Raw genomic sequence first — 23,234 nt, 5'->3', positions numbered from 1 at the left:
TTTTGACGAATTTCCTGCGAAACGGGCCGTTGTTCGCTTTTGTCCTCGCGACAATCCTGATGCTGTGCGCGGCTTCGTCCGCCTTTGCCGTCGAGCCGATCAAGATCGCCCGCGACGACATCGCCCTCGACCTTTCGGGCGCCGTCGAGATCTACCGCAACCAGGGTGAGAATTTCCAGGTGTCGACCGCGCCCGGGCCGGACGGCATCGTGCGGCGCATCGAGGTCGAGGCCAACGATGCCCGCTCGACCGGCGACTGGGCGGTGTTCGCGCTCGCCAACACCACCGACCAGCAGCTCGACAGGCTGATCGTGGCGCCGCATTTCCGGCTGGTGAATTCGGGCATCTTCTGGCCTGATCTCGGCTCGACGCGCATCGCCGCCATCACGCCCAGCGAAGGCTTCGCGCTCGATCGCCAGACAAGTCCCGACGCCGACGTGTTCCGGGTGACGCTGAACCCCGGCACGGTGATCACCTTCATCGCCGAACTCGCCTCGCCGAAGCTGCCGCAGGTCTATTTGTGGGATCCCGAATCCTACAAGGATTCGGTCAATTCCTACACGCTGTTTCGCGGCATCGTCATCGGCATCGCCGGCCTGCTGGCGCTGTTCCTGACCATCCTGTTCGTGGTCAAGGGAACGTCGATGTTCCCGGCGACCGCGGCGCTTGCGTGGGCGGTGCTTGCCTATATCTGCGTCGATTTCGGCTTCCTCAACAAGATCATCGAGATCTCGCCCGGCAACGAGCAGATGTGGCGGGCGGGAACGGAGGTGGCGCTCGCGGCGACCTTCGTGGTGTTCCTGTTCGCCTATCTCAACCTCAACCGATGGCACGGCCATTTCAGCTATGGCGCGCTGGTCTGGATCCTCGGGCTCTTGCTGATCGCCGGTGTGGCGATCGTCGATCCGGCGGTCGCCGCCGGCATCGCCAGGCTGTCCTTCGCCGCCACGGCTCTCACCGGGCTCGGCTTGATCGTCTTCCTCGGCATACGCGGCTACGACCGCGCCATCATGCTTGTGCCCAGTTGGGTGATGGTGCTGTTGTGGCTATGCGGATCGTGGATGGCGATCACCGGCATGCTGGACAACGACATCGCCCAGCCGGCGTTGGGCGGCGGGCTGATCCTGATCATCCTGTTGATCGGCTTCACCGTCATGCAGCACGCTTTTGCCGGCGGCGCGCTGCACCAGGGGCTGTTCTCCGATCTGGAACGGCAGGCGCTGGCCGTCGCCGGATCCGGCGATACCGTGTGGGACTGGGACGTGCTGCGCGACCGCGTCGTCACCAAGCCCGATGTCAGCCTGCAACTCGGCCTTGCGCCGAACAGCCTCGGCGGTGCGGCGCGCAACTGGCTGCCGGTGCTGCATGCCGACGACCGCGACACTTTCCGCACCACGCTCGACGTGGTGCTGGAACACCGGCGCGGGCGGGTGTCGCAGAATTTCCGGCTGCGCGGCGCCGACGGGCATTATCACTGGTTCGCCTTGCGGGCTCGGCCGGTGATCGGATCGGACGGCGAGGTCATACGCTGCGTCGGCACCATGGTCGACGTCACCGAGCAGAAGAAATCCGAGGAAAGACTGCTGCACGACGCCGTGCACGACAATTTGACCGGGCTGCCGAACCGTGAATTGTTCATGAACCGGCTCGAGGCGATCATTTCGATCGCGCGGACCGAAGAGAAGGTGCGCCCGACCGTCTTCGTCATCGACATCGACCGCTTCAAGCAGGTCAATGACGGGCTCGGCATCTCGGCCGGCGACACCATCCTGCTCACCATAGCGCGGCGCCTGCACCGGCTCCTGAAGCCGAAGGATTCGCTGTCGCGTTTTGCCGGCGACCAGTTCGCCCTGATGCTGCTTTCCGAGCAGGACCCCGCCCGCATCGCCGGGGTGGCGGATGCGATCAAGCATGCGATCAACAACCCGATCACCTTTGCCAAGCGCGAGATCGTGCTGACCGCCTCGATCGGCCTGATCACCTGGACCTCGGCGCAGACGTCGGCCGAGGACATGGTCAAGGACGCCGAGCTTGCCATGCATCAGGCCAAGCGCTTCGGCGGCGACAGGATCGAACCGTTCCGCCCGGCGTTCCGCACCGTCGGAACCGACCGGCTGCAGTTCGAATCCGACCTGCGGCGCGCCATAGAACGGCGCGAATTCACGCTTGCCTACCAGCCGATCGTGCGGTTGGAGGACGGCAGCGTCGCCGGCTTCGAGGCCTTGCTGCGCTGGGACCATCCGCGCCGCGGCATGATCCCGCCGGCGGATTTCATCCCGGTCGCCGAGAGCTGCGGGCTGATCGTGCAGCTTGGGCTGTTCGCCATGCAGCAAGCGGCCGAGGATCTTGCCGGATGGCAAAAGCAGATCGGCGACGCGCCGCTGTCGGTCTCGGTCAATTTGTCGAGCCGCCAGCTCATCCGCCGCGACCTCGTCAGCGACGTCCGCTCCGTCATCGCAAGGGCCAATCTGAAGCCGCGCTGCTTCCGGCTGGAACTCACGGAATCGCTGGTGATGGACAATCCCGAGCAGACCGCGCACGTACTGACCAAGCTGAAACAGCTCGGCATCGGCCTGTCGCTGGACGATTTCGGCACCGGCTATTCCTCGCTCGCCTATCTGACACGGTTCCCTTTCGACACCATCAAGATCGACAAGAGCTTCGTCGACGACAACACGCCCAAACGCGCGGTGCTGCTCAAATCCATGGTCAACATGGCGCATGAGCTCGGCCTGTCGGTGGTGGCCGAGGGCATCTCGGATGAACGCGATGCGCTGGAACTGCGCCAGATGGGCTGCGAATACGTGCAGAGCTTCATGTTCGGCGCGCCAATGCCTGGAGACCAGGTGCTGAAGACGCTGAAGGAGCAGTATCCGCTGACCCAGGCTTAGAGGCCTCGTAGGCGAACTCCTGCCTTGGTTACCGTCACCTCGTCATCCTGGGGCGGAGCACGGAGCGCAGCGACGCGGCGCAGACCCCTAGGATGACGAGGTTAGGGGGCGGCTTTCGGCCATTTCGAATGCTTGCGATTCACGCGTGACCGGCGGCGAGGCTGAGATGCGCGAGATTGATGCCGATCGAGGCGAGAATCCGGTCGTATTTGCGCTCGATGTCGGTGTCGAACAGAAGCTCGGCGCTGGCCGGGCAGGTCAGCCAGCCATTCTCGGCGATCTCGGTCTCCAGCTGGCCGGCGCCCCAGCCCGAGTAGCCCAGCGCCATCAGCGCATGGCGGGGGCCGCGGCCCGTCGATATGGCGCGCAATATGTCCACCGTCGCGGTCAGGCAGATGTCGTCGGAAACGGTCAGCGAGGATTCCACACGATAGTCGCCCGAATGCAGGACGAAACCCCGGCTGCGGTCGACGGGCCCGCCATTGCGCACGACGAAATCGCGCGCCTGTGCCGGCAGGCGGATCGCCTCCTGCTCGTTCATGATGCCGAGCTGTACCAACAAGTCCGGAAACAGCATCTGCTGTGTCTGGTTGATGATCAGGCCCATCGCGCCTTCATCGCTGTGGGCGCAGATGTAGATGACCGAGCGCGTGAAGCGGTCGTCCTTCATGCCAGGCATGGCAATCAGAAACTGGTCGTCGAGAAAACCGCGGCGGGCTTCCGTCTTCTTATGGCGCAACAAGTCCATACCGAGAGCGTAACGCGTTTCCCAGGCGCCGAAAAGGTGCACCATACCGGAATCGATCAAAGCCCATATTGCCGGGCTGCGGCGACTTGCGCGCGAAGGTCACGCAAATATGATATCGACAAGCCGGTGAAATCATTGCGCGGCCACGAACGGACGATCAAATCAAGACCATGCGAAGCTTGAAAATCCTGTTGCTCGGTGCCGCTATCGGATCGGCGACCGTCCTCCCCGCCTCCGCCTCCTCGTCCGGCTGGTATAACAGCGAAGGCGGCAAGGTGCGGCTGGTAACCAGCGGCAAGCCGGACGATGCCGGCCGCATCCAGGGCGTTCTCGACATAGCGCTAAAGCCCGGCTGGAAAACCTATTGGCGCGACCCCGGCGATGCGGGCGTGCCGCCGCAGCTCGACATTTCGGCCAGCACGAACATCGCCGACGCCCGGTTGTCCTTCCCGGCGCCGCGGCGCCATGACGACGGCTACGGCAAATGGGCGGGCTACGATTATCCGGTCTCGCTGCCGGTGGTGTTCACGCTGTCGGCGACCAAGGACCCGGCGGTCATCGATGCCGATATCTTTCTTGGTATTTGCGAAACGATCTGCATACCGGTGCAGACGCGGCTGAGCGTCGACCCCGGCTCCGACCCGGACAATGTCGATGACGCGGCACTGGTGAAGGCAAGTTTCGCGGCGTTGCCGGCGCCGGCAAGATCCGATTTCGGCATCAATGTGCTGCCGGGCGATCATGAGACACTGGTTGTCGAGGCGAGCTTTCCCGGCGATCCGGCGGCAGCGGATTTCTTCGTCGCCGCCGAGCGGGATTACATGTTCGGCGCCCCTTCCCGCAGCGAAAAGGACGGCAAGCTGATCTTCACGGTGCCGATCCTCGATCGCCCTTCGACGAAACCCACGGATGGCGGACTTCATTATACGCTGACGAGTTCGGCGGGCGCGGTCGAAGGACTTCTGCCTTTCCCTTGATCCAGCTGGCCCGGACGGTTGCGGGAAATCGCCGAGTTCGCTAGGCAAGGACACGTCCTTCCCCATCCCCAAGCGAGGAACTCATGACCATTTCTGTTGGCGACAAGCTGCCTGACGCGACCTTCAAGACGATGACCGCCGATGGCGCGAAGGCGATCACGACGGCCGAGATATTCCCGGGAAAGAAGGTGGTTCTATTCGGCGTTCCCGGCGCCTTCACGCCGACTTGCAGCAACAACCACCTGCCCGGCTATCTCGAGAACCATGACGCCATCCTGGCGCGCGGCGTCGACACCATCGCCGTCGTTTCGGTCAACGACGTCCACGTCATGGGCGCATGGGCGCACTTTACCGGCGGTGAAGGCAAGATCCTCTATCTCGCCGATGGCAGTGGCGATTTCGCCAAGGCGGTCGGCCTCGACAACGACCTTTCCGCAGGCGGCATGGGGCTGCGCTCCAAGCGTTTTTCGATGATCGTCGATGATGGCAAGGTCACCGCGCTCAATGTCGAGACCAAGCCCGGTGTCGACGAGTCGGGCGCGGCTCATATCCTCGGACAGCTCTGAACGTCAGAGATTGCGCCGGGCTTTGGGACCCGCAAACGGTCCCGGCGTCGCACCTGCACTCCAGAACCGCCGGTTTTTCAAGGAACTTCAACGATGTCTGACATCATCTGGCGCAGCATCGCGATCGGCATCGGCGCCACCGTGCTGATGGATCTCTGGGCCGCCCTCCTCTACAAAGTGTTCGGCCAGCAACGGCCGAACTGGGCGCCGGTCGGACGCTGGGTCTGGCATCTTCGCGACAAGGTCTTCCACGACGATATCGGCGATGCGGCGCCCTACGCGCATGAATCGGCGCTGGGCTGGGCCTTTCATTATTTCGTCGGCATCGTCTACGGCATCATTCTGGTCGTGGTGGCCGGAGCGAGCTGGCTGACAGCGCCGACATTCCTGCCCGCCTTCATCCTCGGCATCGTCACTGTCGGCGCCGGCTGGTTCCTGCTGGCGCCCGGCATGGGTGCCGGCTGGGCCGCCTCGAAGCGGCCCAATCCGACGAAGATCCGTGCGCTCAATCTGGTGTCGCACACGGTATTCGCGCTCGGGCTCTACGGCACGGCGCTGCTGATCCGCTAGTCAAGTCAACTGTTACGGCGCGGCACCGGCACGATGGTTCCGCACCCCGATTCAATAGCTCTGGGTCGAGCGCCGCACCTTTGCCACCGCCGGTTGCTTGGTCTGCGTGACTGCCTGCCGTGGAGCGGCAACAAGTTTGGCCGGGCCTTTCTTGAACGGCGCCATGCCTTCACGCGCGAGTTCGTCGGCGCGTTCGTTTTCGATATGGCCGGCATGGCCCTTGACCCAGATCCAGGTGACCTTGTGACGCCGGTTGGCCTCATCCAGCGCCTGCCAGAGTTCACCGTTCTTGACCGGCTTCTTGTCGGCGGTCTTCCAGCCGTTCTTCTTCCAGCCATGGATCCATTTGGAAATGCCGTCCATGACATATTTGCTGTCGGTATGAAGAGCGACCGTGCAAGGCTCTTTCAGCGCGTTCAGCGCCGAGATGGCCGCAAGCAGTTCCATGCGGTTGTTGGTCGTCTCGGCCTCGCCACCGGACAGTTCCCTGGTGGCGCCGTTGAAGCGCAGGATGGCGCCCCAGCCGCCAGGGCCTGGATTGCCCGAACAGGCGCCGTCGGTGAATATCTCAACGTTTTTGCTCATGCCAATCCATATTCCGAAGCAGACCTGATTGCCCGATGAAACCGCATCCTGCGGATATATTCGGTCGGATCGCGTTTCATCACCAGTCCGCCATCGGGAACTGTCAGCCAGTCGTACAGCCGGGTCAGCATGAAACGCAGCGCCGATCCGCGCGCCAGCATCGGCAGTGCTGCCTTTTCCTGATCGCTCAGGGGCCGCACGCTCTGATAACCGGCAAGCAATGCCTTGCCCTTGGTGAGATTGAAGGAAAAATCCTTCTCGAAGCACCAGGCGTTCAGGCATGTGGCGACGTCGTAGGCGTAAAGGTCGTTGCAGGCGAAATAGAAGTCGATCAGGCCGGAGAGCTTCTCGCCGAGAAAGAAAACATTGTCCGGGAAAAGATCCGCATGGATGATGCCTTCCGGGAGGCCCTTCGGCCAGTTCCGCTCGAAATCGGTGAAGTCGGCGTCGACTTCGGCCGCGAGGCCCGGCTCGACCTCGTCGGCACGGTCGCGGGCTGCCGCCCAAAGCTTGCGCCAGCCATCGATGGCGAGCGCATTCGGACGGGTCATTGGAAAATCGGCTCCGGCCAGATGTAGCGCGGCCAGCGCCTTGCCGACCTCGGCGCAATGGATCGATGCCGGCCGCCGGAGCGAGAGCCCCTCGAGGAAGGTGATGATGACGGCCGGCCTCCCGGCCAGCGTGCCGATGACGCTGCCGTCATGCGCGGTCACCGGCAGCGGGCAGGACACGCCCTTTTTGGCGAGATGACCCATCAGCCCGAGGAAAAACGGCAGGTCGGCCTTCTCGACCCGCTTTTCGTAGAGCGTCAGGATGTAGGAACCGCTGGAGGTGTGCAGCAGGAAATTCGAGTTCTCGGTGCCCTCGGCTATGCCCTTGTAGGACAGGAGATTGCCGACCGGGTAGCGCTTCAGGAATGCGCCGAGCTCGCCTTCCGCAACGTCGGTATAGACCGCCATGCGCCTTACGCGGCCCCGTTGACGAAGGCCATGTCGGCCGCCGTCAGTTCGACATCGCGCAGTACCCGCATGACGGGAAAATCCTCCGTTTCGGTGGCCGTGATGGCCAGGTCGATCGTGACATCGAAGCGCTGGCGGAACGCATCGATGATCTCGTCGACAATGATCTCCGGCGCCGACGCCCCCGCCGACAGGCCGAGCGTCGAGATGTCGCCGATGTCGTCCCACGGAATCTCGGCGGCTCGCTGCACGAGAAGCGACATGGTGGCGCCGGCGCGCTCCGCCACTTCGACGAGACGCCGCGAATTGGAGGAATTGGGCGCGCCGACGATCAGGTAGAGATCGGCGCCCGCGGCGGTGTCCTTGACCGCTTCCTGGCGATTGGTGGTGGCATAGCAGATCGATTCCGCGGCCGGCGCCCGCAGGTCGGGAAAGCGGTCCTGCAGCGCCCGGATGATGCCGGCGGTGTCCTCGACCGAAAGCGTGGTCTGGGTGACGAAGCCGAGCGCCTTCGGGTCGGCCGGCGCAAGCCTCGCGGCATCGGCTTCGGTCTCGATCAGCGTTACCGCGCCTTCCGGCAATTGTCCCATGGTGCCGATCACCTCGGGATGTCCGGCATGGCCGATCAGGAGCACATGGCGGCCGAGCCGCTGGTGGCGCATCGCCTGCTTGTGGACCTTCGAGACCAGCGGACAGGTGGCATCGAGATAGAACAGGTTGCGCGCCTGGGCATCCGCCGGCACCGATTTCGGCACGCCATGCGCCGAGAAGACGACCGGCGACTGCCGATGTTCGGCGGGGATCTCGGAGAGCTCCTCGATGAAGACAGCGCCAAGGCTTTGCAGCCCTTCGACGACATAGCGGTTGTGCACGATCTCGTGGCGGACATAGACCGGCGCGCCATATTTTTTCAGCGCCAGCACGACGATCTGGATGGCACGGTCGACGCCCGCGCAAAAACCGCGCGGCTGGCAGAGCCGGATCGTCAGGGGAGGCTTTGTCGTGGTCTGAAGCATTTAATCCGGGCCGGTTGAACAGAGCCGAAATGAGGTGCCTACCCCCGTCCTGTCAAGGGCGATGGCCCTGTCAAGGTGTCGGTGGCGCTCATTCCGCTTTCGCGGGCTTGCGAAGCCGCAGGACGAGAATAGCCGCGAGGGCCGCGGCAAGCCCATACCAGGTCATCGCATATTGCAGATGGCTGTTCGGCAGGTCCATGATGGTAACACCGCCGATGGGCAAACCGCCCGGGTTCGGCGTCTTGTCGGCGTCGATGAAGATCGGCACCAGCGTCGCGCCCGCCGGCAGGCCGGCGCTCGCCGCCATAGCGTCGCGGTCTTTCCAGTAGAAGATGTTCTTCGGCACGTCATTGTCTGGAAGCATCATCGACGGCTTTGCCGGCAGCGGATTGCGGGCGAGCCCGGTGACCGTCACCTTGCCAGCGACCTGTCCCTTGGCGCGCTTGGCGGCGTCCTTGAGGTCGTAGGATACGAAACCGCGATTGATCAGGACGAAGCGGCCATCGTCGAGGGCCAGCGGTGTGTAGACGTTGAAGCCCGCGTCACCTTCCCATGTCGCATAGAAATGCCGTTCGCCCGAATGCAGGAACGTGCCGCTGACGGTCACCGGCGTATAATCGACATCACCGGTCGAGGCGAATTCCTTCTCGACTTCGGCCAGCGGCCGCGGCGCCGAGTGGGTGCGCTGATCGATGGTCTGGAGAAGACCTTCCTTCCAGTGCAGACGCTGCACCTGCCAGGTGCCGAGCGCGAGCAGGATCAGCAGCAGAACCAGGCCAAGGCCGAGCAGCAATACCGATCCCGGCCGCGAACGGCCGCCGTCCTTGGCGGACATGTCGGTCATTCGCCGCGGTCCAGCCGGCCCTCGGCAGCCTTGTTGCGGTACTGCAGCGTGAGCAGAACGCCCTTGATCAGCCGGAGCGCCGTCAGGCACAGCACCACGGCCAGCGGGATCCAGACCAGCAGATGCAGCCAGAGCGGCGGGCTCAGCGTCACTTCAACCCAAAGCGCCAGGCCGACGATGATAAAGCCGATGATCAGGATGACGAAGACCGCGGGCCCGTCGCCGGCATCGGCATAGGAATAATCGAGGCCGCAATTGGTGCAGCGTTTGCCGACGGTGAGAAAGGCCGAAAACAGCCGCCCCTCGCCGCAGCGCGGGCAGCGACCATGCAGGCCGGCCGAAATCGGGTCGATCGGAGGCCAGATCGCCTTGTCTTCACTCATGGAAGCGTCGTCGCTCATTGCTTACCGCTCAATCTCGATGGATATCCCATCGACCGCCATTGCCCAGGTTTCGTCCGTGTCGGAGTCCGTAGCTGCAATGCAGCCGTCGGTCCAGTCGACCAATTGAAGCAGAAGAAGGCGGCCACGTCGCCGCGGCCGCCCTCCCCGGATCGATATCAGCCGACTGGTATCAGTGGGCTTCGATGACCGCGCCGACCGATCCCCAGACGTAGATCGATGTGAACAGGAACAGCCAGACCACGTCGACGAAGTGCCAGTACCAGGCAGCCGCCTCGAAGCCGAAATGCTGCTTGGGGGTGAAGTCGCCCTTCATCGCCCGGATCAGGCAGACAGCCAGGAAGATGGTGCCGATGATGACGTGGAAACCGTGGAAGCCGGTCGCCATGAAGAAGGTGGCGCCGTAGATGGAATCCTTGAAGGCGAACGGAGCGTGCATGTACTCGTAGGCCTGGACCATGGTGAACAGCATGCCGAGGCCGACGGTCAGCACCAGGCCGTTGATCAGCCCCTTGCGGTCGCCGTGGATGAGCGAATGGTGCGCCCAGGTGACCGTGGTGCCCGACAGGAGCAGGATGACGGTATTGTAGAGCGGCAGATGGAAGGGATCGAGAACTTCCATGCCCTTCGGCGGCCAGACGCCGCCGGTAAACGCGGTTCGGGCATATTGCTGCGCCTCGCTCGGAAACAGGCTGGCGTCGAAATAGGCCCAGAACCAGGCAACGAAAAACATCACCTCCGAGGCGATGAACATGATCATGCCGTAGCGCAGGTGGAGCGATACGACGCGCGTGTGATGGCCCTCATGCGCTTCCTTGATCGTGTCGGACCACCAGGCGAACATGGTGTAGAGCACGATTACGAGGCCGATGAAGAACAGCCAGGGATTGGCGATGTTGAAGCCGAAGATCGGAAAGCTGCCGCCCTTCAGGTATTCCATCAGGCAAACGCCGCCGAATGCGGTAACAAGCGCCCCTACCGATCCCAGGAAAGGCCACGGGCTCGGATCGACGAGATGATAGTCGTGATTTTTTGCGTGCGCGTCTGCCATATCAACCCCCGAGATTTCCTTCGGTATCCGAAACTGTCTTGCTATTCACTTTGACCGGCTCCGACGAGGCGACCGGCTTGTTCTTCTCGACCGGGAACATCGTGTAGGACAAGGTAATCGTCTTGACGTCCTTCAGTTCGGGCACGTTCACGATGTCGGGGTCGACATAGAACAGGACCGGCATATCGAGCGTCTCGCCGGGCTTCAGCGTCGTATCGGTGAAGCAGAAGCACTCGACCTTGTTGAAATAGGGACCCGCCAGTTCCGGCTGCACGTTGAAAGTGGCGCGGCCGGTGACGGGGCGATCGAACTTGTTGGTGGCCTGATAATGCGCCTGTACGGTCTCACCGATCTTCATGGTCATCGAGCGCTGGACCGGCTGAAACTCCCAGGGCACGCCGGCAATATTGGCGTCGAAGCGCACCGTGATCTCGCGGTCGAGCACGCGGCCGGCATACTGCTTCTCGACGCGTTGCGTCGTGCCGCCATAGCCTGTCGCCTGGCAGAACATCTTGTAGAGCGGCACCGCCGCATAGGCCATGCCGATCATGCCGCTGAAGAAGGCAAGGCAGACCGCCGCGACGATGCGGTTGCTGTTCCTCCCGGCCGGCTTTTCAGACGTCTCGAGGCTCATCACATCGTGCCCGACAAATTGTGCCCGAACTTCACGATCGTCGCGACATAGAAGATGACGACCAGCACGGCCAGCGCCACGCCGATGGCAACGGAACGGCTGCGCCGGGCCTTCTTCTGACGCTCGGTCAACGTTACCGTCTCGAGCTTTTCCTCGATCATGGTCATACTCCACCCACGGCAAGCGCGCGCTCGAGGACGCTGTCCGCCAGATAGACGGCGAAGATGGCGAAGAGATAGAGCAGCGAATAACCGAACAAGGCCTTTGCCGGCTTCATGACGCGGTCGGTGTCGGCCATGCCGAGCACCTTCCACGCATACCAGACGAAGCCGACCCCAAGCAGCACAGCGGCCACGCCATAGACCGGCGTGGTATAGCCAAGCAGCCATGGCAGCACGCCGACCGGGGCCAGCACCAGCGCGTAGGCGAAGATCTGGCGGCGGGTCGAGGCGTGGCCGGCGATAACAGGCATCATCGGGATGCCGGCGCGTTGGTAGTCCTCGGACTTGAACAGCGCCAACGCCCAGAAATGCGGCGGCGTCCACAGGAAGATGATCAGGAACAGGATCAGGCTTTCGAGGCTGACCGTGCCGGTGACCGCGGCCCAGCCGATGACAGGCGGAATGGCGCCGGCGGCACCGCCGATGACGATGTTCTGCGGCGTCCAGCGTTTCAGCCACATTGTATAGACGACGGCATAGAAGAAGATGGTGAAGGCCAGCAGCGTCGCCGACAGCCAGTTGACCAGCACGCCGAGCGTCATCACCGACAGCACCGAAAGCACCAGGCCGAAGCTCAGCGCCTCGTGCGGCTGGATGCGGCCGGCCGGAACCGGACGGCTGGCGGTCCTGGTCATGACCGCGTCGATGTCGGCGTCGTACCACATGTTGAGAGCGCCCGACGCTCCGGCGCCGATGGCGATCGCCAGGATGGCGATCACCGCCAGCAGCGGATTGATGGTGACGGGCGCCGCGACCAGGCCGACAAAGGCGGTGAACACCACCAGCGACATGACGCGCGGCTTCAGCAGGGCGAAGAAATCGCCCGCCGTCGCTTCCGACATGCGGAAGCCCGCTTCGTCAATGCTGGTTTCGTCGACTAGGGCCATGCGTACTCAAGTCCATTATTCCGTTGGCCAAAACCGCCGGCGTGCCGGCGGTTTCGTATTCGAGCGGGCGCCGCTTCACCTGATCTTCGGCAACTGCTCCCACTGGTGGAAGGGCGGCGGCGAAGGCAACTGCCATTCGAGCGTCGTCGCGCCTTCGCCCCACGGATTGGCGCCGGCGATCCGCTTCTTCTGGAAGGCCTCGAACACGCCGTAGAGAAAGATCGCCACGCCGACGGCCGAAATATACGAACCGTAGGACGAAACCATGTTCCAGCCGGCAAACGCGTCCGGATAGTCGATGGTGCGGCGCGGCATGCCGGCCAGCCCGAGGAAATGCTGCGGGAAGAAGATCAGGTTGACGCCGACAAACGTGACCCAGAAGTGGGTGTTGGCGATAACCGGCGAATACATGTAGCCGGTCATCTTCGGGAACCAGTAGTACCAGCCGGCGAAGATGGCGAACACCGCACCCAGCGACAGCACGTAATGGAAGTGCGCGATGACGAAGTAGGTGTCATGCAGCGAGCGGTCGAGGCCGGCATTTGCCAGCTGAACGCCGGTGACGCCGCCGATGGTGAACAGGAAGATGAAGCCCAGCGCCCACAGCATGGGCGTCTTGAACGAGATCGACCCGCCCCACATCGTCGCGATCCACGAGAAGATCTTCACGCCCGTCGGCACCGCGATGACCATGGTGGCGAAGACGAAATAGCGCTGCGTGTCGAGCGACAGGCCGGTCGTGTACATGTGGTGCGCCCAGACGATGAAGCCGACGGCGCCGATCGCGACCATGGCATAGGCCATGCCGAGATAACCGAACACCGGCTTCCTCGAGAAGGTCGAGACGATATGGCTGATGATGCCGAAGCCCGGCAGGATCAGAATGTAGACTTCCGGATGGCCGAAGAACCAGAACAGGTGCTGGAACAGGAGCGGGTCGCCGCCGCCATCGGGAGCAAAGAAGGTGGTGCCGAAGTTGCGATCGGTGAGCAGCATGGTGATGCCGCCGGCCAGGACAGGCAACGACAAAAGCAGCAGGAAGGCGGTGATCAGCACCGACCAGGCAAACAGCGGCATCTTGTGCAGCGTCATGCCAGGCGCGCGCATATTGAAGATGGTGGTGATGAAGTTGATGGCGCCGAGGATCGAGGAAGCACCGGCGATGTGAATCGACAGGATCGCCAGATCCATGGCCGGTCCGGGCTGGCCGGAGGTCGAGAGCGGCGGATAAAGCGTCCAGCCGCCGCCGACGCCAAAGGCGCCCGGCGCGCTCGGCACGAACATCGAGGTGAGCAGCAAGATGAAAGCCGGAGGCAGAAGCCAGAACGAGATGTTGTTCATGCGCGGGAACGCCATGTCGGGCGCGCCGATCATGATCGGAACCATCCAGTTGGCAAAGCCGCCGATCAGTGCCGGCATGACCATGAAGAAGATCATGATCAGGGCGTGCGCGGTGGCGAAGGCATTGTACATGCTCTTGCCGCCGTCGACCGCGGCATCGCCGTTCATGCCGTAGACCATCTGCGCCAGACCGCTGAAGATCTGGATGCCGGGCTCCTGCAGCTCCATGCGGATGGCGACGGACAGGGCGCCGCCGATGACGCCGGCCATGATCGCGAAGATCAGATAGAGCGTGCCGATGTCCTTGTGGTTGGTCGAATAAACCCAGCGCACCCAACCACGGTAAGGTTTGTGGTCGTGCCCGTCGTGAGCTGCAGCGTCTGCCATGTTCCGCTCCGTTCCCTGATCTTTTCTGGCCGCAGGCTTCAGTTGCCGGCGACAGCTATCTTGTTCTGGCCGTCGACCGCAGCCATCAGCGTCCTGTTGGCGCCGGGCAGATCGGTCTTGGCCGCCGCCAGCCAGGTCTTGAACTGTGCGTCGGAGACCACGCGAATGGCGATCGGCATGAACGCATGGTCCTTGCCGCAGAGCTGCGAACACTGGCCGTAGTAAAGACCTTCCTTCTCCGCCTTGAACCAGGTCTCGTTGGTGCGTCCCGGAATGGCGTCGATCTTGATGCCGAAGGAGGGCATGGCGAAGGAGTGGATCACGTCGGTCGCGGTGACGAGCACGCGGGTCATCGTGTTGACCGGCACCACCAATTCATTGTCGACGGCGAGCAGGCGCGGATAGACCTTGCGATCTTCCTTGCCGGCGGCCGAACGGTCGCCGTCTTGCAGGATGGCGGAGTTGAAGGAGAGCGTGTTCTCGGTCTGATATTCGTAGTCCCAGTTCCACTGGTTTCCGGTCGCCTTGACCGTCAGCTTGGCTTCTTCCGGCGGCGTGTACTGCGCCGTCAGCAGCTGGAACGAGGGAATTGCGAGACACAGCAGGATCACGACCGGGCCGACGGTCCAGATCACCTCGATCAGCGTGTTGTGGCTTGTCTTGGAGGGAACCGGATTTGCGCTCGCGCGGAATTTCACGATGCAGTAGGCGAGGAGAAGCAACACCAGCACGGTGACCGGGACGATGAACCACATCGTGTAGTTCCCGAACCACTCGATCTGCCGCATCATATCGGTCGCCGGCGGCTGGAAGGTCGTCTCCCAATCCACGGGTTGATCGGCGTGAGCGGATGTGCCGGCGAAAAGCGTAATAGCGGCACAAGTGCTTAGAAACTTGGCACTTGCTGGAAACTTGGCGTTTGCCAGGAAATTTCTCATCGCCCTCTTCGTCTCCCAGTTCCTCGCGGCTGTGTGCGCGAGAATAACGAACAATGCCGGGACGGGAATCCCGACAGTTTCAAGCTGGTTCAAACCACACTCTTTTTCCCACCGCAAGAAAGGAGCGGGCGAAACCGTGCGGCATTTTTGCGCGCAAGCCACGATGCACCCTGAAAGGCTGCGGCGACAGCCTCGAATCGCGTATGGTCGGGCTATCACCACATTCCTGTGGGCTCTACGTGCGGGGCGTCGCAATTCGGGCGAAATTGGCAAGGAAAAGCGCCGGGTTGGCTTTTTCAGGGCAGACCGGCCGCGGTCTCGTCCTTTACTTGGCTTTGGCGCGGCTTAAAGTGCCGTGATTCGCAATGGAGCCGTCATGAACTCTTGGCTTTCGGGATTTGGGCTTTCGAGAAGCTTGGCGATGATCCGCTTCCTCGCCGCCCTGTCCGCAATCGGCCTGTCCGCAATGGTCTTTTCAGGCACGGCCAATGCGGCGCAGCCGAGCGGCACCGTGCGCTCGACGCATGGGGCGTGGTCGATCATCTGCGACACGCCCGCCGGCGCCACCTCGGAACAATGCGTGATGATGCAAAACGTCGTCGCCGAGGACCGCCCGGAGATGGGGCTGTCGGTCGTCGTGCTGCGCACAGCCGACAACAAGGCCGAGATCCTGCGCGTGCTGGCACCGCTCGGCGTGCTGTTGCCCAACGGGCTCGGCCTCAACGTCGACGGCAAGGATATCGGCCGCGCCTATTTCGTGCGCTGCTTCCAGGACGGCTGCTATGCCGAGGTCATTCTCGAAAAGCCGCTGCTCGACACGTTGAAGACCGGCACGTCCGCCACCTTCATCGTCTTCCAGACCCCCGAAGAAGGCATCGGCATCCCGGTCGACCTCAAGGGTTTCGCCGACGGTTTTGCCGCCCTGCCCTGAGGCTCCCCGTTTGGCCTTGAAACTGCTCGATCCGGACGACTTCGAGATCTTCAAGCGAATTCGCATGGAGGCCTTGCGCACAGTTCCCGAAGCCTTCGCCAGCAGCGCAGCGGATTGGGAAGGCCTGCCGGACGAGGAATGGCGGCGGCGCCTGACGGACACCCCGGTCGTCGTCAGCTTTCAAGACCAGGAGCCCGTCGGCCTAATGGGCCTGATGCGGCAGCAGGCCAGCAAGATGGCGCATCGCGCCACCATCGTCATGGTCTATTTGCGTGGCTCGGAGCGTGGCGGCGGGCATGCGGTCGCGATGCTCGATCTGCTGCTCGATCACGCCCGCGCATTGGACATAAGGCAGGTCGAACTGGCCGTAAGTGCGGAAAATCAGGCGGCCATCCGATTCTATCTACGCGAGGGGTTTCACGAAATCGGCCGCATACCTGGCGCCCTGCTTCATGAAGGCCGAGAGGTCGACGAAATCATGATGGCGCGACGCCTGGCTTAGCATCTGCCGTATTCGATCGCAAAGATTGCCGAATGGCGCGCTGACGCCTACATGCCGGTAGAACCGCTTACTGAAGGGCACGCGCCATGAACAGCCTGATCGGCCAATTCGACATTTCAGACGATCGCATCAAGCAGATCGTCGCCGAGACCATCAACGGCGCCGACGATGGCGAACTGTTTCTCGAATACAGCGAGAGCGAAGCGCTGATGTTCGACAATGGCCGGCTGAAGACCGCCAATTTCAACACCGACCAGGGTTTCGGCCTGCGTGCAGTCGCCGGTGAGGCCAGCGGCTACGCCCATTCCAGCGATCTGTCCGAAGCCTCGCTGCTGCGCGCCGCCGATGCCGTGTCGACCGTCAAGGGCGGCTATTCCGGCACGCTCGCCGCGGCACCCGCCCGCACCAACCGCCATCTCTATGGCGAAGAGAACCCGATCCCCTCGCCTTCATTCGAGGTCAAGGCAAAGCTTTTGCAGGAAATCGACGCCTGGCTGCGCGCCGAGGACCCACGGGTGCGCCAGGTGTCAGCCTCGTTGACCTCATCTTGGCAGCATGTCGAGATCGTGCGCGCCGACGGCCAAACGGTGCGCGACATCCGCCCGCTGGTCCGGGTCAGCGTCTCGGTCGTCGTCGGCGACGGCGACCGCCAGGAGAGCGGCTCCTACGGCATGGGCGGACGCAAGGCGTTTGGCGACTTCCTGATCGAGGACAGCTGGAAGCACGCCGCCAAGGAGGCGCTCAGGCAGGCGCTGGTCAACCTGGAAGCCGTTCCGGCGCCGGCGGGCACCTTCGATATCGTGCTGTCCAGCGGCTGGCCGGGCGTCATGCTGCACGAGGCCGTCGGCCATGGACTCGAAGGCGACTTCAACCGCAAGAAGACCTCGGCGTTCGCCGGCCTGCTCGGCCAGCAGGTCGCCGCCAAGGGGGTCACCGTCGTCGATGACGGCACCATGCCGGAGCGGCGCGGCTCGCTTACCGTCGACGACGAAGGCACGCCGTCGGCCCGCAACGTGCTGATCGAGGACGGCAAACTGGTCGGTTACATGCAGGATCGCCAGAACGCCCGGCTGATGGGCATGAAGGCGACTGGCAACGGCCGGCGCGAAGGCTACGCGCATCAGCCGATGCCGCGCATGACCAACACCTACATGACCGCAGGCGACATGGAGCCGGACGAGATCATCGCCTCGGTCAAGAACGGCATCTACGCCGTCTCCTTCGGCGGCGGCCAGGTCGACATCACCTCCGGCAAATTCGTCTTCGGCTGCACCGAGGCCTACATGATCGAGAACGGCAAGGTGACGCAGCCGATCAAGGGCGCCATGCTGATCGGCAACGGGCCTGACGCCATGCACCGTGTTTCCATGATCGGCAACGACATGAAGCTCGACACCGGCATCGGCATGTGCGGCAAGGCCGGCCAAGGCGTGCCGGTCGGCGTCGGCCAGCCGCATCTCCGGATGAACCAGATGACGGTGGGCGGCACCCGGGTTTGATTTGTCCGCCGGTCGATTTGTTGCAGTTGGAGTAGCGCTGCCCCTCATCCGCCTGCCGGCACCTTCTCCCCGTATAGGGACGGGGAGAAGACGCAGACCGTGTGCCGGACTCTTCCTACAGCGGGTAATTGGCGACGGCTTTGGCGCAGGGTCCCTTTCTCCCCGTCACTATACGGGGAGAAATGCCCAGCAGGGCAATGAGGGGCGGCGCTGACCGACGACACTACTTATCGACGCGCAGTGCGGCGCGTCCTATCGCCGCCGCTTCGGCTTCTCCAGCAGTGCCACCGCCTCGACATGCGGCGACCAGAGGAACTGGTCGATCGGCGTCACGCTTTTCAGCGCGTAGCCGCCGTCGAGCAGGATGCGCAAATCCCGCGCCAGCGTCACCGGGTTACAGGACACCGCGGCGACGAACGGGACATCCGAGCGGGCTATCTGCTTCGACTGGTCCTCGGCGCCCGCCCGCGGCGGATCGAAGACGAGGCCGTCGAAGGCGTTCAATTCCTTGAACGTCAGCGGACGGCGAAACAGGTCGCGACGTTCGCTCGTCACCCGCTTCAAGCCGGTGGCGAAGCGTGATCCCCGGTCGAGCGCCGAAAGTGCGGCCGCATCGCCTTCCACGGCGTGGACTTCCGATTTCGCTGCAAGCCGGAGCGCAAAGCTGCCGCACCCGGCGAAAAGATCAGCGACCTTCTTGGCGCGCCTCAGATGTCCGCCGACGATATCGGCCATGGCCTGTTCGGCGGCCTCGGTCGCTTGCAGGAAGGCGCCCGGCGGCACGGCAACAGCGACGCTGCCGAACATGACGACAGGCTTCCTTGGTTCGATGATGATCTCGTCATCGATGGACAGCCTTGCAAAGCCTTGAGCCATGACAAAATTGGCCGCGACACGGCGCTGGTGTTCGCCAAGCTTGCCGGAGTCATGAGCGGCCACGTCCAGGCCCGAACCCGTCACGGTGACCGCCAGCCGGAACGATTTGGTGGTGGCGCATATCAAATCGGCGAGCGCCTTCAGCGGGGCGAGCGCGACGACGATCTCGGGCAGCGAGATCGGACATTCCGATATCGAGATGAGTTCCGACGATAGATGGCGATTGAAGCCGAGCAGCATGCCGCTGTCGGTGCGCCGGGCGGCAAGCACGACACGGCGCCGTGTCTGCGGTGCGCAGGCCACCAGCTCGCCGATCTGGCAATCGATGCCCTTGCCTTTCAGGGCGTGCACCACCTTCTCGCGTTTCCACTGGCGATAGGCTTCGGCCTGGAAATGCTGAAGGGCGCAGCCGCCGCATTCGGTGAAGTGGCGGCAGGCGGGATCGACGCGTAGCGGCGAGGCTTCCAGAACCGCCATCAGCGTGGCGCGATCCCTTTCGCGCGCAGCGGTGACAACCTCGCCGGGCAGCGTGAAGGGAATGAACAGATCGCCGCTTTCGGTCTCGGCGATGCCGTCGCCCTGGGCGCCAAGCTTTGTGATGGTGAAGCGCGCGCTCATCGGTCCTTGACCCCACCTAGCAGGAATTCGCGATTGCCGTCGCTGCCTTCGATAGGCGACAGATGCAGGCCGAGCGAGCGCCAGCCAGGCACGGTGTCCAGCCAATCCTGCAACAGGCCGGCGACGCGGGCGGCGTCATACGGATCTTTCAGCAGCCCGCCCTTACCGATTGCCCCCCTGCCGGCCTCGAATTGCGGCTTGACCAGAAACACCGCGGCGGCACCCAGCTTGGCAAAGGCGAGTGCCGGCGGCAGTGCCAGTTTCAGCGAGATGAAGCTGACGTCGGAGACGATGAAATCCGGAATGCGGCCGGCAAGATCGGCGATTGTGAGATCGCGGGCGTTAAGCCCCTCGACCACGGTCACGCGCGCATCCGCGCCAATGTCGGGATGCATCTGGCCGTGACCGACATCGATCGCGGTGACATGGGACGCGCCACGCTCCAGCATCACCTGGGTGAAGCCGCCGGTCGAGGCGCCGATGTCGAGCGCCTCGCTTCCGGCCGGATCGAGTCCGAAATGGTCGAGCCCGGCGATCAGCTTCAGCGCCGCGCGCGAGACATAGCCTTGCGCCGGATCATCGACGGCAATGATGCAGGTGGCCTGAACGGCCTGGCCGGGCTTGCGGGCAATGGCGCCGTCGACCGTTACCGTGCCGCGTTCCACCGCGTCGCGGGCACGCGAACGGCTGGCAAACAGCCCGCGCTGGACGAGCAGGTCGTCGAGCCGCTGGCGTGTGCTGGCTGGCAGAGGCGAGTTCATCGGCCTTCATGGCGAAAGCCGACGGCGATGGCAAGGCGCTAAGCGGGCATCGAAGGGTGGGATTTCGTCTCCATTGCCGCCATCATGCGCGGCAATATTGGGTTTTGAGACGATGCTGGATGGTTCTGTCACGCCCACCATTCTTTTGAAAATCCCTGCGTTGCACTCGTTGGAGGCTGGTCGTCGTCGAAGCACGACACGTCGCCGTTTGCAGACCACTGTTTCGAATTCGAGAAACCCTAAGGAATTATTAACCTATTTTCGTCGCATTTGCTTGAGGACTTCAATGTTATGATCGAGAAGACCGGTAAAACGGGATGAAAAGGCGACAATCTTGGAAACGGCCATCGATATCGTCTACAAGACTCTCGACCGAATTTCCGGTGCCGGGCTGCTGGCGACCGGGCTTCTGTTTCTGACTGCTCTCGCCAGCGCCATCGTCGCCTATTGGCGCACGGTCGAGAAAAAGAGCCTGAAAGAATTCTTCGAGTTCGCGGTCCCGCAGGAAATCATCACTCACCCCTCGGCGAGGGCCGACCTGCTGTTCTGGGTGACGAGGAAGGCCCTGATGCCGTTCCTCATGCTGCCTGCCGGAATCGTTTTCGTCGGCGCCGTCGGTTATGCGACGAACTGGCTGCTTTCGACGCTCCTGGCGATACAGTCGCCCCTGATCGAGGGCCCGGCAGGGCCGGTAACGGTGACGATCTTCACCATCACGATGTTTCTCGCCTACGACATCTCCTACTATCTTTATCATGTCGCCCAGCACCGCTATCCGGTGCTCTGGGAACTGCACAAGGTGCATCATTCGGCCGAGGTGATGGTCGGCATCACCAAGGATCGCGTCCACCCGCTCGACGAATTGATGAACCGAGCCTGGGACGGCGTCATTCCCGGCATCTGCTTCGGCATCTGGTCGCTGGTCTCGTTGAACCTGGTCGAGCTGACGGTCTTCGGCGTCAACGTCTACGTCATACGCAACATCCTGATGATGGATTTCGTCAGGCACACGCATTTCAAGATCTCGTTTGGGCCGCTGAACAACCTGATCTTGTGCCCGCACTGGCATCAGTTGCACCACAGCACGGACCCGCGCCATTACGACAAGAACTTCGGCCTGCTTTTCTCGTTCTGGGATCGGCTCTTCGGAACCCTATGCGTTCCCAGGCCGGACGAGGACTTCAAGTTCGGCTTGATCGAACGCAACGTGCGCGACTATCAGTCGCTGGCGGGCCTCTACATCCTGCCGCTGAAGCGGATATGGCGGCTGATCGCCAGACGCTTCCGAACCGACAAGTCCGAGCCGCGGCAATCGTTGCAAAGGAGCGAGCCTTGAACGCGCCTGTCGTGTACCGGCTGCCGCGAACGCACCGGATCGAAATCGCGACTTCGGCTGCGCGCCTTCAAGAAATCGCCCCCGCCTGGGCGGCGCTCTGGCAGCGCGCCGGCGGCCTCGTTTTCCAGCATCCGGACTGGATCTCGGCCTGGTGGCGCACGACGTCGCATCGGGACCGGCGCGACCTCAGGATCGGGTTGGTCTGGAGAGGCGAGCGGCTCGAAGCCGTCATTGCGCTCGCGACCTTCAGGCGCTCCGGCATCCGCGTCCTGGAATGGGCGGCGAAGGATCACTGCGACTACGGCGATGTCCTGTTTGCTCCCGATGGCGACCCGGACATCCTGCCGCAGCTCTGGCAATGCATTCTCGACCATGGCGGCTTCGACCTCGTCTATCTCAATCGCCTGTTGCCCGATGCCCGGTTCCAGGCCCTGCTCAGTGCTGCCGCCCCGGGCCGCGGCAGGATCTTGCAGCCAAACCACCGCAGCGAGATCAGCTATCGTGTCGCTGGCGCTGGGCAAAGCGGCGCGCAGTGGTTCGAAAGCCAATCGAAGAAGACCCGGCAGAACTATCGCCGCGGCCGCAAATTCATGGAAGAAGGCGGCGCGCTGCGCTTCCGCCTGATGGATGCGCACGAAGCCCGCGAGCCGGTGCTCGAGCGCTTGGCGGCGCTGAAGCGGCTATGGCTTGCAAAGCACGGCCGTGTTTCGGACCTCTTCGACGAAGGCTCCGCCGCTCTGGCGGCCCTGGTCTCGGTCCTGGCCGAACTCGGATTGCTCCGCATCTTCGTGCTCGAACGCAATGACGCGATCATCGCCGTCTCGATCAATTTCGAGCAGTATGGAACGATGATGGCTTTCGTCACAACCTACGATCCGGCCTTCGAGCGGGCCTCGCCGGGCATGGTCTTGATGATGGATTACATCCAGTGGTCGCTTGACCGGGGCTTGACCACGGTCGACTTTCTCTCCGGCGGGGAGGATTTCAAGCGCCGTTTTGCGACGCAATCGGTGATCTTGTCGTCGGTGATGGGTGGGCGAAGCCTGCGCGGACGCCTCGCCGCCCTGGCGGACCGCGCCCGCCACGCCACGAATTCCTGGCGCTCCGAGAAACCGTCGAAACAAGCAGAGCTGGCCGCGGAGTAACATTGCCAGCTTTTTTAGATCGCCTGCATGCGGCAAGCGCGATAAAAATGCCCCTCTCAAGCAGCAGATACCGCTCGTTGGAACCTCGGTGCGGAGGAGGATGGATGCTGACGGGAACCTGCCACTGTGGGGCAACCCACTGGACCCTGGAGGGCGATCCCGGGTCGATCACAGCCTGCAACTGCACGCTTTGCCGTCGCTATGGCACGCTCTGGGCCTACGACTATGTCGACGAACGCGTCCGCGTTGCCGGACCGGTCAGCAGCTATAGGCGCCCCGGAAAGGAAGCGCCTTCGCTCGAAATCCTATTCTGTCCGACTTGCGCCTGCGTGGTCGCCTGGCGAGGCTTGCGCGCAGATTCCTCCGGTCGCACACGCATCGCCGTCAATGTGCGGCTTGCACCACCGGAGGCCGTCGCCGGCTTGCCGATCGACTATTTCGACGGCCTCGACACCTTTGACGACCTGCCGCGCGATGGCCGCTGCGTAGGCGACATGTGGTTCTAGCGCGCGTCGCGTCGAAACGGATTCATGCGACGCGCTCCAGGTCT

24 protein-coding genes are annotated in these 23,234 nt (G+C 63.1%); 10 read left to right on the top strand and 14 right to left on the bottom strand.

Annotation, left to right across the window (positions count from 1 at the left end; all coding sequences use genetic code 11):
- Window positions 1-2 precede the first annotated feature (2 nt).
- A complete protein-coding gene (locus NKJ26_RS02495) occupies window positions 3-2,891 on the top strand; it encodes an EAL domain-containing protein (protein WP_352598685.1) in 2,889 nt (962 codons plus the stop codon).
- A gap of 139 nt (window positions 2,892-3,030) precedes the next feature.
- Here the strand turns inward: NKJ26_RS02495 and NKJ26_RS02490 are convergent, their stop codons facing one another.
- A complete protein-coding gene (locus NKJ26_RS02490; RefSeq protein ID WP_352693836.1) occupies window positions 3,031-3,639 on the bottom strand; it encodes a YqgE/AlgH family protein in 609 nt (202 codons plus the stop codon).
- 170 nt (window positions 3,640-3,809) lie between these two features.
- Here NKJ26_RS02490 and NKJ26_RS02485 point away from each other — a divergent pair, with 170 nt between their 5' ends.
- The 3 genes from NKJ26_RS02485 to NKJ26_RS02475 all read left to right on the top strand — a co-directional run bounded on the left by NKJ26_RS02485 (window position 3,810) and on the right by NKJ26_RS02475 (window position 5,752).
- On the top strand, window positions 3,810-4,616 hold the full coding sequence (locus tag NKJ26_RS02485; RefSeq protein WP_352693404.1) for a protein-disulfide reductase DsbD domain-containing protein: 807 nt from the start codon (window positions 3,810-3,812) through the stop codon (window positions 4,614-4,616).
- Window positions 4,617-4,699: 83 nt separating this feature from the next.
- Complete coding sequence (locus NKJ26_RS02480; protein WP_027022932.1) at window positions 4,700-5,182, top strand: peroxiredoxin; 483 nt, start codon at window positions 4,700-4,702, stop codon at window positions 5,180-5,182.
- A 93-nt stretch (window positions 5,183-5,275) separates the two neighbouring features.
- The gene (locus tag NKJ26_RS02475; RefSeq protein ID WP_352693402.1) at window positions 5,276-5,752 is read left to right on the top strand and encodes a DUF2938 domain-containing protein; all 477 of its coding nucleotides are present in this window, start codon (window positions 5,276-5,278) and stop codon (window positions 5,750-5,752) included.
- Between the two features lie 51 nt (window positions 5,753-5,803).
- Here the strand turns inward: NKJ26_RS02475 and rnhA are convergent, their stop codons facing one another.
- From rnhA to coxB, 11 genes are all read right to left on the bottom strand, one after another.
- The gene (gene rnhA, locus NKJ26_RS02470; RefSeq protein ID WP_352693400.1) at window positions 5,804-6,337 is read right to left on the bottom strand and encodes a ribonuclease HI; all 534 of its coding nucleotides are present in this window, start codon (window positions 6,335-6,337) and stop codon (window positions 5,804-5,806) included.
- Window positions 6,334-7,296 (bottom strand): homoserine kinase, encoded by a 963-nt coding sequence (locus NKJ26_RS02465; RefSeq protein ID WP_352693398.1) that lies wholly within the window; start codon window positions 7,294-7,296, stop codon window positions 6,334-6,336. The genes rnhA and NKJ26_RS02465 overlap by 4 nt, the downstream gene beginning before the upstream one ends.
- Window positions 7,297-7,301: 5 nt before the next feature.
- Window positions 7,302-8,312, bottom strand: a complete 1,011-nt coding sequence (ispH, locus tag NKJ26_RS02460) for a 4-hydroxy-3-methylbut-2-enyl diphosphate reductase (protein ID WP_352693396.1) — start codon at window positions 8,310-8,312, stop codon at window positions 7,302-7,304.
- Window positions 8,313-8,400: 88 nt separating this feature from the next.
- Window positions 8,401-9,156: an SURF1 family protein gene (locus NKJ26_RS02455; protein ID WP_352693394.1), complete on the bottom strand. Its 756-nt coding sequence runs from the start codon at window positions 9,154-9,156 to the stop codon at window positions 8,401-8,403.
- Entirely contained in the window at window positions 9,153-9,539 is a 387-nt protein-coding gene (locus tag NKJ26_RS02450; protein WP_352693392.1) for a DUF983 domain-containing protein, read from the bottom strand. Before NKJ26_RS02450 ends, NKJ26_RS02455 begins: the two co-directional genes overlap by 4 nt.
- Window positions 9,540-9,729: 190 nt before the next feature.
- Window positions 9,730-10,608: a cytochrome c oxidase subunit 3 gene (locus NKJ26_RS02445; protein ID WP_352598694.1), complete on the bottom strand. Its 879-nt coding sequence runs from the start codon at window positions 10,606-10,608 to the stop codon at window positions 9,730-9,732.
- A gap of 1 nt (window position 10,609) precedes the next feature.
- The gene (locus NKJ26_RS02440) at window positions 10,610-11,242 is read right to left on the bottom strand and encodes a cytochrome c oxidase assembly protein (protein WP_352598695.1); all 633 of its coding nucleotides are present in this window, start codon (window positions 11,240-11,242) and stop codon (window positions 10,610-10,612) included.
- Window positions 11,242-11,409 carry a cytochrome c oxidase system small membrane protein gene (locus NKJ26_RS02435; protein ID WP_502903075.1) on the bottom strand — a complete coding sequence of 56 codons (168 nt, stop codon included), beginning with the start codon at window positions 11,407-11,409 and terminating at the stop codon, window positions 11,242-11,244. The genes NKJ26_RS02440 and NKJ26_RS02435 overlap by 1 nt, the downstream gene beginning before the upstream one ends.
- Window positions 11,406-12,350 (bottom strand): heme o synthase, encoded by a 945-nt coding sequence (locus NKJ26_RS02430; protein WP_352598696.1) that lies wholly within the window; start codon window positions 12,348-12,350, stop codon window positions 11,406-11,408. Before NKJ26_RS02430 ends, NKJ26_RS02435 begins: the two co-directional genes overlap by 4 nt.
- A 75-nt stretch (window positions 12,351-12,425) precedes the next feature.
- A complete protein-coding gene (gene ctaD, locus NKJ26_RS02425; protein ID WP_352598697.1) occupies window positions 12,426-14,078 on the bottom strand; it encodes a cytochrome c oxidase subunit I in 1,653 nt (550 codons plus the stop codon).
- A 38-nt stretch (window positions 14,079-14,116) separates the two neighbouring features.
- Window positions 14,117-15,133: a cytochrome c oxidase subunit II gene (gene coxB / locus NKJ26_RS02420; RefSeq protein WP_352693389.1), complete on the bottom strand. Its 1,017-nt coding sequence runs from the start codon at window positions 15,131-15,133 to the stop codon at window positions 14,117-14,119.
- A 259-nt stretch (window positions 15,134-15,392) separates the two neighbouring features.
- On the opposite strand from coxB, the gene NKJ26_RS02415 reads away from it, so the two are divergent.
- The 3 genes from NKJ26_RS02415 to tldD all read left to right on the top strand — a co-directional run bounded on the left by NKJ26_RS02415 (window position 15,393) and on the right by tldD (window position 17,948).
- A complete protein-coding gene (locus NKJ26_RS02415; protein WP_352598699.1) occupies window positions 15,393-15,947 on the top strand; it encodes an invasion associated locus B family protein in 555 nt (184 codons plus the stop codon).
- Between the two features lie 10 nt (window positions 15,948-15,957).
- Window positions 15,958-16,449 (top strand): GNAT family N-acetyltransferase, encoded by a 492-nt coding sequence (locus tag NKJ26_RS02410; RefSeq protein ID WP_352693387.1) that lies wholly within the window; start codon window positions 15,958-15,960, stop codon window positions 16,447-16,449.
- 86 nt (window positions 16,450-16,535) lie between these two features.
- On the top strand, window positions 16,536-17,948 hold the full coding sequence (gene tldD / locus NKJ26_RS02405) for a metalloprotease TldD (RefSeq protein ID WP_352693385.1): 1,413 nt from the start codon (window positions 16,536-16,538) through the stop codon (window positions 17,946-17,948).
- A gap of 252 nt (window positions 17,949-18,200) precedes the next feature.
- On the opposite strand, the gene NKJ26_RS02400 is transcribed toward tldD, so the two are convergent.
- Both NKJ26_RS02400 and NKJ26_RS02395 read right to left on the bottom strand, forming a co-directional pair.
- The gene (locus NKJ26_RS02400; RefSeq protein WP_352693383.1) at window positions 18,201-19,442 is read right to left on the bottom strand and encodes a class I SAM-dependent RNA methyltransferase; all 1,242 of its coding nucleotides are present in this window, start codon (window positions 19,440-19,442) and stop codon (window positions 18,201-18,203) included.
- Window positions 19,439-20,203: a TlyA family RNA methyltransferase gene (locus tag NKJ26_RS02395; protein ID WP_352693381.1), complete on the bottom strand. Its 765-nt coding sequence runs from the start codon at window positions 20,201-20,203 to the stop codon at window positions 19,439-19,441. The genes NKJ26_RS02400 and NKJ26_RS02395 overlap by 4 nt, the downstream gene beginning before the upstream one ends.
- A gap of 334 nt (window positions 20,204-20,537) precedes the next feature.
- Here NKJ26_RS02395 and NKJ26_RS02390 point away from each other — a divergent pair, with 334 nt between their 5' ends.
- From NKJ26_RS02390 to NKJ26_RS02380, 3 genes are all read left to right on the top strand, one after another.
- A complete protein-coding gene (locus NKJ26_RS02390) occupies window positions 20,538-21,539 on the top strand; it encodes a sterol desaturase family protein (RefSeq protein ID WP_352693379.1) in 1,002 nt (333 codons plus the stop codon).
- Window positions 21,536-22,684 (top strand): GNAT family N-acetyltransferase, encoded by a 1,149-nt coding sequence (locus NKJ26_RS02385; RefSeq protein ID WP_352693377.1) that lies wholly within the window; start codon window positions 21,536-21,538, stop codon window positions 22,682-22,684. The genes NKJ26_RS02390 and NKJ26_RS02385 overlap by 4 nt, the downstream gene beginning before the upstream one ends.
- Before the next feature lie 104 nt (window positions 22,685-22,788).
- A complete protein-coding gene (locus tag NKJ26_RS02380) occupies window positions 22,789-23,190 on the top strand; it encodes a GFA family protein (protein ID WP_352693375.1) in 402 nt (133 codons plus the stop codon).
- The last annotated feature ends 44 nt before the right edge of the window (window positions 23,191-23,234 follow it).

Source organism: Mesorhizobium sp. M0152 (assembly GCF_040322415.1).
Taxonomy (GTDB): domain Bacteria; phylum Pseudomonadota; class Alphaproteobacteria; order Rhizobiales; family Rhizobiaceae; genus Mesorhizobium.
This window is presented reverse-complemented; position numbering and strand designations above follow the sequence as displayed.

Bases quoted from the DNA above. Each gene is read 5' to 3' on its own strand.
- NKJ26_RS02490 (WP_352693836.1), bottom strand. From the start codon at position 3,639: ATGGACTTGTTGCGCCATAAGAAGACGGAAGCCCGCCGCGGTTTTCTC.
- NKJ26_RS02450 (WP_352693392.1), bottom strand. From the start codon at position 9,539: ATGAGTGAAGACAAGGCGATCTGGCCTCCGATCGACCCGATTTCGGCC.
- tldD (WP_352693385.1), top strand. From the start codon at position 16,536: ATGAACAGCCTGATCGGCCAATTCGACATTTCAGACGATCGCATCAAG.
- NKJ26_RS02380 (WP_352693375.1), top strand. From the start codon at position 22,789: ATGCTGACGGGAACCTGCCACTGTGGGGCAACCCACTGGACCCTGGAG.
- ctaD (WP_352598697.1), bottom strand. From the start codon at position 14,078: ATGGCAGACGCTGCAGCTCACGACGGGCACGACCACAAACCTTACCGT.
- NKJ26_RS02445 (WP_352598694.1), bottom strand. From the start codon at position 10,608: ATGGCAGACGCGCACGCAAAAAATCACGACTATCATCTCGTCGATCCG.
- NKJ26_RS02480 (WP_027022932.1), top strand. From the start codon at position 4,700: ATGACCATTTCTGTTGGCGACAAGCTGCCTGACGCGACCTTCAAGACG.
- NKJ26_RS02465 (WP_352693398.1), bottom strand. From the start codon at position 7,296: ATGGCGGTCTATACCGACGTTGCGGAAGGCGAGCTCGGCGCATTCCTG.
- NKJ26_RS02455 (WP_352693394.1), bottom strand. From the start codon at position 9,156: ATGACCGACATGTCCGCCAAGGACGGCGGCCGTTCGCGGCCGGGATCG.
- NKJ26_RS02430 (WP_352598696.1), bottom strand. From the start codon at position 12,350: ATGGCCCTAGTCGACGAAACCAGCATTGACGAAGCGGGCTTCCGCATG.
- NKJ26_RS02475 (WP_352693402.1), top strand. From the start codon at position 5,276: ATGTCTGACATCATCTGGCGCAGCATCGCGATCGGCATCGGCGCCACC.
- NKJ26_RS02415 (WP_352598699.1), top strand. From the start codon at position 15,393: ATGAACTCTTGGCTTTCGGGATTTGGGCTTTCGAGAAGCTTGGCGATG.
- rnhA (WP_352693400.1), bottom strand. From the start codon at position 6,337: ATGAGCAAAAACGTTGAGATATTCACCGACGGCGCCTGTTCGGGCAAT.
- NKJ26_RS02440 (WP_352598695.1), bottom strand. From the start codon at position 11,242: ATGAGCCTCGAGACGTCTGAAAAGCCGGCCGGGAGGAACAGCAACCGC.
- NKJ26_RS02395 (WP_352693381.1), bottom strand. From the start codon at position 20,203: ATGAACTCGCCTCTGCCAGCCAGCACACGCCAGCGGCTCGACGACCTG.
- NKJ26_RS02435 (WP_502903075.1), bottom strand. From the start codon at position 11,409: ATGACCATGATCGAGGAAAAGCTCGAGACGGTAACGTTGACCGAGCGT.
- NKJ26_RS02485 (WP_352693404.1), top strand. From the start codon at position 3,810: ATGCGAAGCTTGAAAATCCTGTTGCTCGGTGCCGCTATCGGATCGGCG.
- NKJ26_RS02400 (WP_352693383.1), bottom strand. From the start codon at position 19,442: ATGAGCGCGCGCTTCACCATCACAAAGCTTGGCGCCCAGGGCGACGGC.
- ispH (WP_352693396.1), bottom strand. From the start codon at position 8,312: ATGCTTCAGACCACGACAAAGCCTCCCCTGACGATCCGGCTCTGCCAG.